Here is a 16,224-nt window from a genome sequence, read left to right as displayed (position 1 = left end):
GCAAGGTTTTTATAGGGGCAAACACATGCAAAACGAACTGCATGAGCGTTTGGAATATCTGGTTAACTATTCATCGCAGCTGATTTTTGTCAGCGGCGACTCTATTGCTCAACAGCAAAAAACCTTAGAAGCATTCGTATTTCAACAGCACGATGATACCGAGATAGCTTACCTCACCGCACAAGATGCCATGGATGTGTCTGACTATCGCCGTCAACTATGTCGCCAGCTTCTTGGACAGGTAGTAGGAAGCTTTGTCAGGCCGCTTAATGAGTTACTCGTTGAGCTGAATAACCATGAAGGCCCAATATTAATTGCCATAACTCAATCTCATCACCTGCCTGATACTTTTTTACAAGAGCTCTGGGACCTCGTCTTACAAAGTCGGTTTGCAGGCAACCAACAACATTTAAATGTGCTGTTGTTTGCTGACAGTGTATGGGCTGAACGTGCGAAACAATGGCTTCCTGCGAAAAATACAGAAACCCCTCTCATAATCAGTAGTCAATCGGTTATTGATGAGCAGCCACGATTCGAGTCTGACCTCGATAAAATGATAGCAAGTCGTAGAGAAGCTTTTCAGGCTCACTTGGAAAGCCGCCAATTGCAATCTACAACAAGCTTTGCTAATCCGCTTAAGTCTAGATGGCTATATGTTGCATTAGTGCTTGTTTTTATAAGCACATTTGCAGGCCTGGTTTATTGGCAATATGGCGACGACATTGCGTCTCTATTCACCCCAATTGAACAAGTCGATGACAAAACCACTCCCCTAATCGCGCCTGGCTCGGCTTACGATACCATTGCAACAGATGACGACACCTTACTTGCAGATAATTCTTCTTCAGACGTCGGCCCCTCGCCGTTTATTTCAGGCGCAGAACATGTTGAAGTTATCGGCGAAAAAGTTATCGCAGAAGAAGTTATCGGTGAAGAAGTTATTGGCGAAAGCTCGCTAGAAACCAGCGCAATCGACAACAGTGACACCGCTGGTGATGCTAATGCCATCACTGGTGATAAAGTCGGCAACATTGAAGGCACCACTGCGAGCGCATCAGACATCAAGGCCTCCGACGCTGCACCTGACAGCAGTGAAGCTAATGACACATTGGCAAGTAGTGAGCAGGCCTTAGTTACTAGTTGGCAAGAAGCTATTTCCGATAGCAAAGAAAGCGCTGATGCTAAAGAAAGCTCGCAAGCAGCGCAGACCTTTGGTGCTCAAGAGCCTAAAGCGTACCAAACTGAAACTGTTACGACGCCCACAAGCAATCAGTCTTGGATCGCGCCATCAGAATATGCGCTACAATTGTTAGCGATGAAGGACCCTCAGGTTCTTAACGACTTTATCAATGAGCAGAATTTGCGCGATATTACGCGAATATATAAAACATGGCGTTATGGAGGTGACTGGTACGTTGTGGTTTACTACCAGCCTTTTGCCTCTGCAGAAGAAGCTCAGCTAGCCAAGCAGCAACTTCCTGATTATCCAAACAAAGCGTCTGCTTTTGCTAAGAGTGGTCAGCAAGTCATTCGCGAAGTTGATTTAGCAAAAGGCGAGTAAAACACATTGAAACCGCAGGCTTTTTAGGCACTTTGCAAAAGAAAGCTCTCTGGCCTGCACTTGCCGGTTGTCCGTTCAAACGATGACAGATACAATTAGCCACTAACGTGGTGATGTCGCAAGACTCTCTTACCCAGCAATAAGCCCAGAACGGCAACGTTAGGAACAACCACCGTCTTCTCTCCGTGTAGGTAGTAACGTTTACGCATGATGCAAAAAAAGAACCGTGCTTTTTTGAAGTGGGCCGGTGGCAAATACAGCTTGGTTGAGCATATTCAAGCCAGATTACCGCAAGCAAATAAGCTTATTGAGCCATTTGTGGGCGCTGGTTCTGTATTTTTGAATACGCATTACAAACGCTATCTGCTAAACGACATAAATCCCGATTTAATCAATCTGTATAACTTTCTCAAAGCGCAACCGGACGCGCTCATTAATGACGCTCGTGACTTTTTCAGTGGCGCTCGAAATAGCGAGCCTATGTATTATGCGTTAAGAGAAGAATTTAATGGCACAAAGGACGAGTATTATCGTGCCATTCTATTTTTGTATTTGAACAGGCATGGATACAATGGATTGTGTCGATACAGTCTCCAAGGCAAATTTAACGTGCCCTTTGGGCGCTATAAAAAGCCTTATTTCCCAGAGCATGAGATGTTTGTCTTTTCTGAAAAATCTCAAAAAGCCACATTCACTTGTTTACCATTTGAAAAGGTGTTTTCTCGCGCACGACAAGGCAGCGTGATCTACTGCGATCCTCCTTATGCGCCCATCAGCAAAACCGCGGCATTTACAAGCTATGCTAGTCATAGTTTTGGTCAAGACGCACAAGAAAAACTGGCGAGCTTAGCGGCTAAAACATCGCAAAAACGCGGTATTCCAGTACTGGTCTCAAATCATGACTTACCGTTAACTCGAGATCTGTATCAAGGTGCAGATTTTAGTATGCTTTCAGTTAAGAGGTCGATTAGTCAAAATGGGGCAAAACGAATGCCCGTTGATGAGATTCTGGCATTTTTTCCACCGGCTACAAACTCAAGCATTAAGCCAAGTTCTGCAATCGGTAAAAGTAAGGAAAAGGAAAAAGAAAAGCATAAGCGAACTCAAGCTTAGTCTTTAGCCAGCATACCATTTAACGAAAGAAAAAAGACTCACAACAAACAGTACCACCATCACTACGCCAACGACTGCAAATGTAATAAACGTCCCTCGCGTGAAATCCCGTTCATAGTTTTTATGGCTTTGGACACCAAACAAACTAGCAAGAACACTACCTACCGCAGCCCAAAAGCCAGTGTCAGACATGCGGAGCATTACTGGGTGTCGTTTGGAGATGAAGAGAAGTCGTTGTGTTTATCGCTGTGAAGCAATTCAAGTAAGTCGAAGAAGTGAAATTGAAATGACGATGACTTACCGGCAATCCAAGAGAACCAGCTGATCTCTTCAACTCCCTCTTGATAACGAGCACACTGATTCACCACATGGCTGGCAGGAAGTTTTGGATCAAAATCAGTGACAGGCTGAAAATCGCACACTGACGCCCGGGTGGTAGGTGCTGACACAGCAAAAACGCTGGTAAGCGCTATAACACCACATAAAGCAAAAAACGTGAGAACTTTCATCCTGAATACTCCTGTCACTCGGTTAAAATTTCACCTCATTATAATCCAAACAAGGCATTGAACAAGCACAATATACTTTCATATCAATTGTGTAATGTAAATGCAAAACCCAGCATGTTAATGCTGGGTTTAAAAGGTCCGTATACTTACGTATTTATCTGTGCCTACTTCTCACAATTCAGGCAGTGAGTCGACACTAGTTACGCCAACACAAACTGTGAATATGTAATGAACCCGCGCAGAATTGTACTAAGACTTAAAGCTCGAAATCCATGCCGTAGCTTACAGTAAATTTCACTGCATCATTGTCGTATGCGTCAGCGCCGGTGTCGTCTAGGTCTGTACCAGTAACAGCGAAGCTAAAACCGTCTTTAGATAGAGAGATCCCCCAATCTGCATAACCATCTGGAACGCCGTTGAATGCTTCAGCAAAGTCACCTTGCTGATAACCAATATGCAAGCCAAGTTCTGCACCATTTAAAACAGGTGTACCGTAATCTAATGACACATAAGATGCCTGACCAAAGCCGAAATCTTGTCCTTCGCCTTCATCTGCTTCTGTATGCGCAAGCAATGAAAGAGTAAGACTTAGACCACCCATACCTACTGAGCCGTATACTTCCGCGAAATCGAATTCCGCTTCTGCATCATAGTTGTAGTACAAGTAACCAAAATCGTACGCTACGCCGCCCTCTGATTCACCAGAAAAACCGAAGTACAAGTCATGCTCGTATGAGTAAATATCATCCGCACCATAGTTAACATTCGATGCCCATGTACCTGCGTAGAAACCGCTCTCGTGAGCGTAGTCAATACCACCTTGAACTGCCGCATCGTTCGTTGTTTGCGTAAGACCACGCCAAATGTAGTTACTGGTAAAGCTTGCGTTTGCAGTAACTTCTGCGTAAGTCGGCATTGCCGTTAATAGACACGCTGATGAAATGGCAGCGGCAACGAGTGTTCTTTTGATAGACGTTTTCATGTGTGTTCTCCAGTCAAATCTCAATTTGTTGTAATTTGTTTTTCTGTCTGTATTTTTATATTTGCAGTGGCTATCGCAAAACTGATGCCCGTTTATGACAACCTGTAAAAACAAGCCAAATAAATTTTAAATCATTGATATTAATTCTATTTTTAAATCATCCTTAAAAACCAAAAGGGATAGTCATGCAGTCTACATGAATAAAAATGCACCAGATTAACGCGCATTCACCAAAAGTGGGCAGGCCAGCACCACCTTCGAAGCACGCAAATAACAGCAGGTAGATGTTTTACTCAGGTGAAAGAAGGTCTGCATAGTAAACTTCGCTAGATTTAGTTAAACTTTCGCACTATTGAACGGTAATAATTCCAGATGTATTACTCACTAAGGATGAATGATGAAACCATATCTAATCGCACCTTCCATATTGTCTGCAGACTTTGCACAACTTGGTGCTGATGTAGAGAAAGTAATTAATGCGGGCGCCGATATCGTGCATTTTGATGTAATGGACAATCACTATGTTCCCAACTTAACGTTTGGTCCTATGATTTGTGATGCATTGCGCAATTACGGCATTACTGCACCAATCGACGTTCATTTGATGGTGAAACCGGTTGATGATCTCATAGAAAAGTTTGCCAACGCAGGTGCGTCTTATATCAGCTTTCATCCGGAAGCGTCTGAACATATAGACCGCTCACTACAGCTAATTATCGACTCAGGCTGTAAACCTGGGCTGGTCTTTAATCCGGCGACACCACTTCATTACTTAGATCATGTGATGGATAAACTCCATCACATTCTTATAATGTCAGTAAATCCGGGCTTTGGCGGCCAGAAATTTATTCCTTCCACGCTGGACAAGGTCCGCGCAGTCAAGCAGCGCGTACTTGAAAGTGGTTACGATATAAGAATAGAAATTGACGGTGGCGTAAAAGTAGATAACATTCGCGACATCGCAGAGGCGGGAGCAGATATGTTCGTCGCTGGATCCGCTATTTTCTCTCAGGATGATTACGGTGAAGTAATAGACGCCATGCGCAAAGAACTAGCTTCAATCAACCAAGCATAATTTAAAAACACAAACACAGGTAAAAAATAATGAGTAACAAACCCCTTGTATTAAGTGGCTGTCAGCCTTCTGGACAACTGACCCTAGGAAATTACATGGGTGCACTTAAACAGTGGGTTTCCATGCAGGACGATCACGACTGCCTTTATATGATTGTTGACCTGCACGCCATAACCGTACGTCAAGATCCTAAGCAGTTGTTTGATGCCTGTTTAGACGGCCTTGCGCTTTATTTAGCCTGTGGTATCGACCCACAGAAAAGCACCATTTTCATGCAGTCTCATGTTCCTGAGCACGCACAGCTCTCTTGGGTGTTGAATTGCTACGCACAAATGGGCGAATTAAACAGAATGACCCAGTTCAAGGATAAGTCTGCGAAAAATGAAAACAACATTAACGTGGGTTTGTACAGTTATCCTGTGCTGCAAGCGGCAGATATCTTGGCCTATCAGGCAGACAAAGTTCCAGTAGGTGAAGATCAGAAGCAGCATTTAGAATTAACGCGCGACATCGCTACACGGGTTAATAACCTGTACGGCGACGTATTCAAACTTCCCGACCCGTATATTCCAGACTTTGGCGCTCGCATTATGAGCTTACAAGAGCCTGAGAAGAAAATGTCTAAGTCGGATGTTAACCCAAACAACTTCATTGGCTTGCTTGAAGACCCTAAAAAATTAACCAAAAAGATAAAGCGAGCTGTAACCGATTCTGATGAACAGGCAAATATCTACTTCAACCCTCAAGAAAAGCCAGGGGTCTCAAATCTGCTTTCTCTTTTGTCGTTATCAACAGGTAAATCGGTAAAAGAACTTGAGCCTGAATATACAGATAAAATGTATGGCCACCTTAAAGGCGATGTTGCAGAAGCGGTAGTTTCGCTCATAACACCGATACAAGAAAAATATGCACAGATTCGTGCAGACAGACCTTTCTTAGACGAAGTAATGCGCAGTGGCGCAGAAAAAGCTTCTGAGCGAGCAAGTGTCACGTTGAAGAAAGTGTATGACGCAGTGGGCTTTATTCCTAAGCCCTAGGCTACCAAACGCTATATTCATTTTATAAGCACATGCTGGATACATTAATTTAATGTTTTTGATAACCATGTTGTTCAGCATGTAATGAATTTTGTTTACGTTTTGTTTCCCTCACTCCTTTTATCGCACCGAGGTCAAACGCTGCTGTGTTATTGTTAATAGACAATTTTGATTCGTTCACGCATAACTTAGCCCGTTATTTTGTAGAACTAGGTGTTGATGTGAAAGTTTTGCGCAACAATGCCATAACGCTGGATGAGATTACTGACTTAGCTCCTTCTCAATTGGTCATTTCGCCTGGTCCCTGCACGCCGAATGAAGCAGGTGTTAGTTTAAGCGCCATTGAAAAGTTTGCAGGTAGTATACCCATACTCGGTGTTTGCCTGGGGCACCAAGCTATCGGGCAAGTTTTTGGTGCAAACGTTGTGGGCGCAAAAGAAATAAAACACGGTAAAGTATCTTTGTTACGGCACAATAACGAAGGTCTTTTGACCGGATTGCCGAGCCCTTTCAATGTTACCCGATATCATTCGTTAGTTCTCAAACCACAAAGTTTACCAGCCGAATTAAACGTAGACGCATGGTGTAATACGCACTGTGGTGAACGCGAAGTAATGGCTATTTCACATAAAAACATGCCGATCTGGGGTGTTCAATATCACCCCGAATCCTTGCTCACTGAACACGGACATGCGGTATTACGTCGTTTCATTACTCTTTCTGATAACGTCCCTTCAGGCATTAGCGCTCCCGTTGATATTTAAATTTAGCGCCAAGTAAATTTTTAAGTAAATCTGAGTGTTGCCGATAGTTATCTGTATAGACAGAAGAACGCGCTGTTTTCTTTTGTTTATCACTAAGACAACCCATTTTTCATCAAAACACGCCGCTGGGTTACTCGGATGTGGGAAAGTGACATAAAATGTATGACAATACGGTAACGGAAGAGATATTAAATCAGGGAAACACATCATACGTGCCTATGAAATCAACTGAGCCGCCTAATGTAACGGAACGCTTTGAGAACTTTGTTATCTCAACGGATCGAGTTTATGACATGATCGGCAAGCGCCGTGCGGGTGAGGTGAGCTTTGAGCAATCAGAACAAGGCGATGCCCGCCGCCAGTTGCTCCACGTTGAGAAAGTGGCGATCGAAAATAAAAGACTGCAGAAAACGTCTGAAACGTCTTACATTGAATCTGTAAGCTATCAGCTTCACGATATCATTGTAGAGGAGATGTCTGAATATCTTAAAGACGTTCCTGATGTGATGGCAAATGTTCTCAACTTGCCGTCAAATACAGGTGAGCTTCTCGACGCATTGATCGTGCGCGCCTGCTCTGTTTCAAAATTGGAACCCATTGTTGCAACTATTCCCTGGATGTACGACGAGCTCATCAGTGTGGTCAATACGGCACGCTTTCGAAGAAAAGACTCCCGTGGGCGAGTTATCGTTGTCGAAACTCTTAGAACGGCGCTCAGCTTTTTAGGCATAGAAAACCTGAGGCTGCTTATTCCATTCCTCATTGTAAAGCGAGCAACCCCGCAAATAACCGACCCATACCCGCTCATAAAACAAAAACTGGCGAGCTATTCTACTGGCGTAGCTATTAGCGCGCAGTGCATCGCAGAAGCAGCAGGCACACACAAGGGCCACGGGTATATGTTGGGCATGCTTAGCAATTTAGGCCGCTGTGCGGTCACCCGGCTTTACTTTCGATTGTTCGACAAAGTACAAATGCACCTATTGCAAGAGTGCCAAAAAGATAGGGAGCATAAGCGCCATGATGCTCTGACTAAAATTATTCCCTCAGCCAACCATTTAATTGCTTTACAGCACGCATTTGCAGATACGTTTAATGCCGATTTGCTAGATGAGTTATCGTTAAAACGGCTGTTTATAGCACCGGCTATGCGAGCAGTTGCCAATCAACGCTCCGAAACAACCAGCGCGCTCAGCGACACAGCCACACTTAGCGAAACACAGACTCCTACTGACGTGCTTAAAAGTGCGCTCTCACAGGCTCGGATATACGCTCGAATTAGGTTGTTACACCAAAACAAACTCATTGAAGCTACAGCAGCCAATAGTGAATTGTTGGCACAACGCTTTCCCGCCGGAGCATTAGCTACGTTGAAAAATACCGACATTTTCGCTCTGCCACTGGTTAAAAGTGACATTGAAGATTAATTTTTTCTGGATATTCATGCATCCCTCCCACCGTCAACTCGACCCCATAAGTACAAATATTGTGGATGTTAAAGTAAGGTTCACTCACCTTTACGCTTCACTACGGGTCAAATCTGGCTTGTAAATTACCTTATTACTTAATGATATTGTTCAGCATTTAATAGTTATTCACTTTTCTTGCAAATTAAGCCAGAGTCCTTGTAAATCAAGGGCTAGAGCTTGTTCAACACAAGACAAATGTTAAAAAAAATGGCATACTGAGACAGTATTTAATTTAACTTTTTGCGCTTTATAGCATCGCATGTCGGTGAAAGCGCACAATGTAGAGGTAGTGATAATGAAGGTAACTCGCGCGACATTTGACGATGTAATGGTTCCTAACTACAACCCGGCTAATATGGTGCCGGTCCGCGGCGAAGGCTCGCGCGTATGGGACCAAGAGGGTGCTGAATACGTCGATTTCGCAGGCGGCATTGCGGTTAACGTACTAGGTCACTGCCACCCTGAGCTTGTTAAAGCGCTAAATGAACAGGGCTCACAACTTTGGCATTTGAGTAATGTATTCACCAATGAGCCGTCACTGCGTCTTGCGAAAAAACTTGCCGACTCGACATTCGCCGACAAAGTCTATTTTGCCAACTCTGGCGCAGAAGCGAATGAAGCAGCGCTTAAATTAGCTCGCCGCTGGGCTTTAGACAAATATGGCGAAGATAAAAATCAGATCATTGCGTTTAATAAAGGTTTCCACGGTCGCACGTTCTTTACAGTAACCGTAGGTGGGCAAGCTGCCTATTCTGATGGTTTTGGACCAAAGCCAGGTGCAGTAACACATTGTGATTACAACGATTTAGCTGCATTCGAGGCTATGATTTCTGACAAAACCTGTGCAGTAATGATGGAGCCACTGCAAGGTGAAGGCGGTATTATCACGCCGGATGTCGAGTTTGTTAAAGGTGTACGCGAGTTGTGTGACAAGCACAATGCACTATTAATTTTAGACGAGGTTCAATCTGGTGTAGGCCGAACAGGTCACCTCTATGCTTACATGGGGCTTGGCGTGACACCCGACATTCTCACTACAGCGAAATCGTTAGGTGGAGGCTTCCCTATTGGAGCAATGCTTACAACTGCAGATATCGCGGCACATCTTAAGCCCGGCACGCACGGCAGTACATACGGTGGTAACCCTTTGGCGTGTGCAGTTGCTGAAAAAGCATTAGATATTGTTAACCAGCCTGAAGTATTAGAAGGTGTTTTAAAGAAAGAAGCCCTTTTCCGTAAGATTCTTGGCGAAATTAACGACAAATACCATGTTTTCGAAGAAATTCGAGGGCAAGGTATGCTGCTTGGTTGTGCACTTAATGAAAAATATCAGGGCCGTGCGAAAGACTTCATGACAGCAGCAACTCAAGAACATCTTATGTGTCTAATTGCCGGTATGAATGTTATTCGCTTTGCTCCATCACTTGTTATTCCAGATGAGGACATTGTTGAAGGCCTAGCGCGCTTTGAGCGAGCTATCGCTGCTGTTGTCAGCGCTGAATAGTTTCGAGCAGAGAAGTGAATATGAATATCATTCGTCCCATAAGAAAAGCGGATTACGATGCGCTTAAAGCCATTGCCGTAGAGTCGGGCATTGGCTTTACGTCACTGCCCGTCAATGATGAGCTTTTACAGCGCAAAATAGATCGCGCCGAGAGTGCATTTCACAAAACAAATGTAACAGAGCCGGGCGACGAATCTTACTTATTCGTCATGGAAGATACAGCAACCGGTGAGGTAGTAGGTACCTCTGGTATTGAGGCTGCGGTAGGTATAGACGACGCATTCTATCATTATCATCTCAGTAAAGTGGTACATGCGTCTCGAGAATTAAATATCCATAACACAGTAGATATTCTCACCTTCTGCAATGACTACACTGGGGTGACAGAGATTTGTACCCTATTCCTCCGAGAGCAAGCGCGAGGCGGTATCAACGGCAGATTTTTGTCTAAGGTTCGCTTTTTGTTCATGATGGAGCACCGTGAGCGCTTTTCTGAAACTGTCATTGCAGAAATGCGCGGCGTAAGTGATGATAAAGGCCGTTCTCCTTTTTGGGAGTGGCTGGAGACTCACTTCTTTTCTATGGACTTTCCTACTGCTGACTACCTTACAGGTATTGGCAATAAGGTTTTCATCGCCGAATTAATGCCTAAATACCCTATTTATGTGAACTTGCTCAGTGAGGCAGCGCAGAATGTAATAGGAAAGGTTCATGATAAAACACGACCTGCTTTGCAACTGTTGGAAGAAGAAGGTTTTTCTTGCAGGGGCTATGTGGACATTTTCGACGCAGGCCCTACCGTAGAAGCAAACCTTAGTCATATTCGCACTGCGCAATCAAGCCTGAAGCTTCCTGTTGTCATTGATGATATGGCCGCAGCGCAAGGGCAAACACACTACATAATAAATACATCTATTGATGAATTTCGCGCCGTGGCGGCTGAAATGACAATCAGCGAAGAGCAACGCGTGGCCGTTTTATCGCGCCAAGCTGCTGCCGCCTTAAACGTAAACGAAGGCGAATTAGTGCGCTTTGCTCCTGTTACGTTTCGAGATTAATAAAGGATACCCTACATGCTACATACACATTACATAAATGGTGAATGGGTGGCTGGAGAAGGTCACGACCTGACTTCAGTCGATCCGGCGAAAAATGAGATTATTTGGGAAGGCAAATCGGCTTCTGCGTCACAAATTGATGCTGCTGTTAAATCAGCACGGGCTGCACTTGTTGAATGGAGTTTAAAAACTGTAGAGCAGCGTCTAGAAATCATCAAAGTGTTCGGCAGCAAACTTGAAGGCGCTAAAGAACATTTAGCCAAAGTAATGGCGAAAGAAACTGGCAAGCCTGAGTGGGAAACCGCAACGGAAGTGGGTGCCATGATGGGAAAAATAGGCATTTCTGAAAAAGCCTTTTTCGAGCGTACAGGTGATGTAGAAAACCCTATGCCTGTGGGCAAAGCATTTATTCGTCACAAGCCCCACGGTGTTGTGGCCGTCTTTGGCCCGTATAATTTTCCTGGCCACCTACCTAACGGCCATATTGTTCCAGCACTCATTGCGGGCAATACTATCGTGTTTAAGCCAAGTGACCTTACTCCGATGGTCGCTCAAGAAATGGTAAAACTATGGGATGCCGCTGGTTTGCCAAAAGGCGTACTTAACCTTGTTCAAGGTGAAGTTGAAACAGGTAAGGCACTTGCTTCTCATAACGATATCGACGGCTTGTTTTTCACCGGCAGCTCGCGCACAGGTAAAGTGCTGCATGAACAATTTGCCGGCCATCCAGGCAAAATTCTTGCCCTTGAAATGGGTGGAAACAACCCTTTAATTGTCAAAGATGTGAGCGACATTGATGCTGCAGCTCATGATATTGTGCAGTCTGCCTTTATTACATCGGGACAACGCTGCACCTGCGCCCGTCGTCTATTCTTACCTGCTAATGCTAATGGTGACGCCATCCTTGAGCGTTTAATTACCATTACAAAAAATATCAAAGTAGATGACTATGACGCGCAAGATCAGCCTTTTATGGGAGCGATGATCTCAAGCAAAGCAGCGGCTTCCATGGTTACTGCTCAAAATGAACTAGAGGCGCTTGGTGGCAAAGTACTGGTTCGATTAACGCAACCAGATTCGCAAAAAGGCTTCGCCACACCAGGTATTATCGATGTTACTGATATGCTGGCTTCCTTACCTGATGAAGAGCACTTTGGCCCTCTGCTCAAAGTAATTAGATATACAGACTTCGACGAGGCGATAGCGGAAGCCAATAATACAAGCTTTGGTTTATCTGCTGGCCTTCTAGGTGATAGCGAAGAGGACTATCGTTACTTCTTTGCTCGTATTCGCGCAGGCATTGTTAATTGGAATAGACCTATAACAGGGGCAAGTAGCGCAGCGCCATTTGGCGGTATTGGCGACAGTGGAAACCACAGAGCCAGCGCCTTCTACGCAGCAGACTATTGCGCGTACCCTGTGGCGTCAGTTGAGCTCGATAAAGTTACGCTACCGGGTAAATTAAGCCCTGGCTTATCATTATAAAAATGCAAGGACCCTACTAAAATGCATAGCAATATCGATACTTTATTTGCCAACATGTGGGAAGACTACGTAAAAATAACGCCGTCTGCACACAAAATTCATACACTGCTCGCCGGTGAAGAAAACAATAGCAATATTGTTAACGACCATGTGGCATTTAGAACCTTTGCGTTAGACAAGACCCGTCTTGATAAATTAGCAGCGCATTTTCTAGCACTGGGCTATGAAGCAAAAGGCGATTACAACTTTGAAGCTAAGAAACTGACCGCAAAACACTTTGAGCACCCAGACGAGACAAAACCAAAAGTGTTTATTAGTGAGCTTCGTGTTGATGAGCTGTCGGATGACGCACAAGATATCATTAAAGAACTTGTTGCTCAGATGCCCAGCAACATCACCGACGCCGACAACTTCTTGTATTCTGGTAAGCACTGGGATGTCAGCAAGGCGCAATACGACACCCTGCTAAACGAGTCTGAATACGCAGCTTGGATGGCGGCTTGGGGCTTTAGAGCGAACCACTTTACGGTAAGTGTTAATCACTTAAGTAAAACTAACGAATTAAGCGACGTTAATATGCTGCTTAAAGAGGCTGGATTTGTGTTAAACACGTCGGGCGGCGAAATTAAAGGCGGCCCAGATGTGTTCTTAGCGCAGTCATCTACTATGGCAGACAGGGCCGAAGTGGCATTTAGTGAAGAAACCCTATCTATCCCCAGTTGCTTTTATGAATTTGCTCAACGGTATGACATGCCAAACGGTAAACGTTATCAAGGGTTTGTGGCTGCTTCTGCAGATAAAATTTTTGAAAGTACCAATGCCAAATAAGGTATTGATAAAACAGCATTAACAGCTAAAGCCCCAATGTTCATAAAAATCGTGCACTGGGGCTTTTTTAGCGCTGATAGCGTTTTATAGAGATACTTGAACGTCTACTATCGCTTAGTGTCTGAAGTGTGGCGCGCCAAGAACTGATCATAAGGCATGGGCTTATCGAAATAAAATCCCTGCATTAATTGCACATCGGCCTGTTCCATAAAGGGTAAATAAGTCTCTAGCTCAACTCCTTCCGCAACAACATCAATTTCTAAACTGCGAAGCATGGTAATCAGGCCGCTAAATAAGGCATAGGCCTTACTATCTTCATGCACGCCTTTTACTAAGCTCCTGTCTACTTTCACCACTTGGAATTGAAACATTCTCAGGTAGCTAAGCGATGAGAAGCCGCTACCAAAATCATCTAAAGACAGCCTAAAACCTAGTTCGCGAAGCACGTTAAGCGAGCGCAAGGCGGCCTTTTCATCACGAATAAAAACCGATTCGGTGAGCTCTAGCTCTATGTATTCTGGTGATACATGGTTTGCACGACAAATATCAATTGCTTTATTAGGAAACTCGCTATCAAGCATTTGATTCGCACTAATGTTCACCGATAGGGGAATAGCTTCTCCCTGTTGCGATTCCATTATAGAGATATAGTCGCACGCAGCTTCTATTGCATACAAACCGATAGCGCTATCGAGATTGTGCTCCTCAGCAATGGGAATAAACACAGTAGGAGAAACCACACCGTGCAAGCCTGATATCCACCGGCATAACACTTCTCCTCCTTTTAAATTCCCATGTAGGTCATATTTGCCTTGGATATAAAAATCAAGAAGGTGGTTTTCAACAGCTTTTCGCAAGTCGTTTACCATGCTCACCTGCTGCGTCATACTCTCGTACAGCCCAGGTTCGTAGATAAATACTTGGCCTTTACCCAATTCTTTTGCCCGATACATAGCCGCGTCTGCACATTGAATAAGGCTTTTTATTTCGTCACTGTGCTCGGGATAAGTCGCAACACCAATACTAGAAGATAAACGCAATTCTGTGCCTTTAGCATAAATGGTTTCCTCCTCTATTTGTTCAATCAGTTTTTCACACTTCTCTTTCACGCTTTGCGAAGAGAGCCCTTTTAGCAGCACTAAAAACTCATCCCCTCCCCATCGTCCAACTTCACCGATAGGGCCGAACATTGCGGTAAGTAGGGCTGCCACTCGCTGCAACTCTTCATCGCCTTTCTCGTGACCAGCGCTGTCATTAATAGCTTTGAAGCCATCTAAATCTAGAAATACAAGAAGGAATGGTTCACCATTATCGGCGTATGAGTCGATAGACTCGCGAAGTGCATTTCGGTTAGACAGCCCCGTTAGGTCATCGTGTTGCGCCAACTGCCTAAGTCGCGCCTCGTTGCGCTTTCTGTCGCTAACGTCTCTCAGTGTTGCAATAAGATATGAGGAAGTTTGCCTGTGTGCTTCAAATAGTGCGATTGAAATATCAACGCTCCGAGTTACACCAGACAAGGAATCTATTTTCGATTCGAAACGAGCTTGTTTTTCGTGAAATAAAACGGTTTCATTAACGCGTTCGGCCACTAAAAGTTCGTTAAAATTTAAGCCTATGCAAGTCTCTTTAACTGGCGCTTCTAACATATTAAGAAACGCGTCATTGCATTCTGTAATAACAAGGTTAGGTGTTAACACCAGCATGGGTTCTCTAGAGCTGGCAAATGCCGAGGCCATTAAATCGAAAGACTGTTCCGCTTTGCGCTGTTGCGTAATATCTTTGGTAGTACCAACGATATTAAGAGCTTCATTCGAAGTGCCTCGTTTCAGTACTCGACCTCGTAGACGTATCCATTGAAAGTCGTTTTTAAACCGCAATCGAAAAGACACTTCAATACGATCTCGGTTGCCATGCACAGCCATAGACCAATGGAACTGTAGGTTATCAATATCGTCTTCATGTACCCGAGCGAGTAGCTGAATTACTGTGCCCGACCACATAGAACGATTTCCGCTATATAGAGAAAATGAGCGGATTTCCATGAGATCTGTGTCAGCATGCCAGCTCCAAAAAGACTCCTGAGAGGCCCACAGCGCAAGCTCTAAATCGGTTTGCGCTTCCTGACTTTTTTGTAACGCAATGTAAAGCGACTGAGACTTCTCCGTAAGCAGTGTTTCAGCATGTTCCCTTGCGTTTTTTTCTCGCTTTAATCGGCGCTCTAGTAACGCAATACGTTTGTCACCGTTTATTGAGTCTTGTGACATACCCTGCCCTATGAAATGACAGCTATACTGAATTCGTATGTGTGAGGAGTGGCGAGCTGGTGAGTTTCACGCTCCAATTTACAATTAAAATGATCTGCAGATGCATCCATTAAACCCTCTGCAAGAGCGAAAAGATCGCGCTCAGAATAATATTGAAGACGCATGGTAGTATCTGTTATCGATAACACTTTAAACCGCGGCAAATCTGCATCGGGATATAGCTTTTTGACCTGTACGTGAATATCGTCGTCAAGGTGGCCTAACATGTCTAGCATACCCTCGGTATTAGCCAACACATCGCCGTGAACCGCGGCTAGCTTGCCAAAAAGGTAGTAGCCAAAGTCATAAAGAAGTTCGTTGGCTGATTTTCCTGTTTTCTCTATCAGAACACCTAATAGACGCTCCATATCCGAATACGGATAGTAGCCCACAGCGGTATAAGCCCCGTCATTTTCAAGCTCTGCTGCCACGATGACGTCATCAGCGAACTCTGGAGAGACGTTTTCTTCCAGCATATCGATTAACGAAGTAAAGACGATTCCTAACATCTGACTATTCCTTTAAATACTTAAAAA

Annotated in this window: 15 protein-coding genes; 10 read left to right on the top strand and 5 right to left on the bottom strand. The window is 44.3% G+C overall.

The annotated features are described in order from the left end of the window. Positions 1 to 25: 25 nt before the first annotated feature. Both BM528_RS02120 and BM528_RS02115 read left to right on the top strand, forming a co-directional pair. Positions 26 to 1,561: an SPOR domain-containing protein gene (locus BM528_RS02120; protein WP_071978457.1), complete on the top strand. Its 1,536-nt coding sequence runs from the start codon at positions 26 to 28 to the stop codon at positions 1,559 to 1,561. A 207-nt stretch (positions 1,562 to 1,768) separates the two neighbouring features. Next, the gene (locus BM528_RS02115) at positions 1,769 to 2,674 is read left to right on the top strand and encodes a Dam family site-specific DNA-(adenine-N6)-methyltransferase (protein WP_071978456.1); all 906 of its coding nucleotides are present in this window, start codon (positions 1,769 to 1,771) and stop codon (positions 2,672 to 2,674) included. Between the two features lie 3 nt (positions 2,675 to 2,677). Here BM528_RS02115 and BM528_RS02110 read toward each other — a convergent pair whose 3' ends face one another. The 3 genes from BM528_RS02110 to BM528_RS02100 all read right to left on the bottom strand — a co-directional run bounded on the left by BM528_RS02110 (position 2,678) and on the right by BM528_RS02100 (position 4,165). Then, positions 2,678 to 2,866, bottom strand: a complete 189-nt coding sequence (locus BM528_RS02110; protein ID WP_071981109.1) for a DUF2970 domain-containing protein — start codon at positions 2,864 to 2,866, stop codon at positions 2,678 to 2,680. 8 nt (positions 2,867 to 2,874) lie between these two features. Continuing rightward, complete coding sequence (locus BM528_RS02105) at positions 2,875 to 3,183, bottom strand: hypothetical protein (protein WP_071978455.1); 309 nt, start codon at positions 3,181 to 3,183, stop codon at positions 2,875 to 2,877. A gap of 256 nt (positions 3,184 to 3,439) precedes the next feature. After that, positions 3,440 to 4,165, bottom strand: coding sequence for a TorF family putative porin (locus tag BM528_RS02100; protein WP_071978454.1), 726 nt, complete (start codon positions 4,163 to 4,165; stop codon positions 3,440 to 3,442). Between the two features lie 397 nt (positions 4,166 to 4,562). On the opposite strand from BM528_RS02100, the gene rpe reads away from it, so the two are divergent. The 8 genes from rpe to BM528_RS02060 all read left to right on the top strand — a co-directional run bounded on the left by rpe (position 4,563) and on the right by BM528_RS02060 (position 13,385). Next, on the top strand, positions 4,563 to 5,240 hold the full coding sequence (gene rpe, locus BM528_RS02095; RefSeq protein WP_071978453.1) for a ribulose-phosphate 3-epimerase: 678 nt from the start codon (positions 4,563 to 4,565) through the stop codon (positions 5,238 to 5,240). Positions 5,241 to 5,269: 29 nt separating this feature from the next. After that, positions 5,270 to 6,277 (top strand): tryptophan--tRNA ligase, encoded by a 1,008-nt coding sequence (trpS, locus tag BM528_RS02090; RefSeq protein WP_071978452.1) that lies wholly within the window; start codon positions 5,270 to 5,272, stop codon positions 6,275 to 6,277. Between the two features lie 146 nt (positions 6,278 to 6,423). Then, on the top strand, positions 6,424 to 7,041 hold the full coding sequence (locus BM528_RS02085) for an anthranilate synthase component II (protein ID WP_071978451.1): 618 nt from the start codon (positions 6,424 to 6,426) through the stop codon (positions 7,039 to 7,041). A gap of 158 nt (positions 7,042 to 7,199) precedes the next feature. After that, positions 7,200 to 8,468 (top strand): HDOD domain-containing protein, encoded by a 1,269-nt coding sequence (locus tag BM528_RS02080; RefSeq protein ID WP_232230549.1) that lies wholly within the window; start codon positions 7,200 to 7,202, stop codon positions 8,466 to 8,468. A 337-nt stretch (positions 8,469 to 8,805) separates the two neighbouring features. After that, a complete protein-coding gene (locus tag BM528_RS02075; RefSeq protein WP_071981107.1) occupies positions 8,806 to 10,014 on the top strand; it encodes an aspartate aminotransferase family protein in 1,209 nt (402 codons plus the stop codon). 20 nt (positions 10,015 to 10,034) lie between these two features. Then, complete coding sequence (gene astA / locus BM528_RS02070) at positions 10,035 to 11,072, top strand: arginine N-succinyltransferase (protein WP_071978450.1); 1,038 nt, start codon at positions 10,035 to 10,037, stop codon at positions 11,070 to 11,072. 15 nt (positions 11,073 to 11,087) lie between these two features. After that, positions 11,088 to 12,557 (top strand): succinylglutamate-semialdehyde dehydrogenase, encoded by a 1,470-nt coding sequence (gene astD, locus BM528_RS02065; protein WP_071978449.1) that lies wholly within the window; start codon positions 11,088 to 11,090, stop codon positions 12,555 to 12,557. 21 nt (positions 12,558 to 12,578) lie between these two features. Next, complete coding sequence (locus tag BM528_RS02060) at positions 12,579 to 13,385, top strand: DUF1338 domain-containing protein (RefSeq protein ID WP_071978448.1); 807 nt, start codon at positions 12,579 to 12,581, stop codon at positions 13,383 to 13,385. A 107-nt stretch (positions 13,386 to 13,492) separates the two neighbouring features. Here the strand turns inward: BM528_RS02060 and BM528_RS02055 are convergent, their stop codons facing one another. Together BM528_RS02055 and BM528_RS02050 are read right to left on the bottom strand one after the other, a co-directional pair. Next, positions 13,493 to 15,649: a putative bifunctional diguanylate cyclase/phosphodiesterase gene (locus BM528_RS02055; RefSeq protein WP_071978447.1), complete on the bottom strand. Its 2,157-nt coding sequence runs from the start codon at positions 15,647 to 15,649 to the stop codon at positions 13,493 to 13,495. An 8-nt stretch (positions 15,650 to 15,657) separates the two neighbouring features. Further along, positions 15,658 to 16,197 (bottom strand): heme NO-binding domain-containing protein, encoded by a 540-nt coding sequence (locus tag BM528_RS02050; protein ID WP_071978446.1) that lies wholly within the window; start codon positions 16,195 to 16,197, stop codon positions 15,658 to 15,660. Positions 16,198 to 16,224: the final 27 nt, after the last annotated feature.

This window comes from Alteromonas sp. RW2A1 (genome assembly GCF_001886475.1).
Lineage (GTDB): Bacteria > Pseudomonadota > Gammaproteobacteria > Enterobacterales > Alteromonadaceae > Alteromonas > Alteromonas hispanica.
This window is presented reverse-complemented; position numbering and strand designations above follow the sequence as displayed.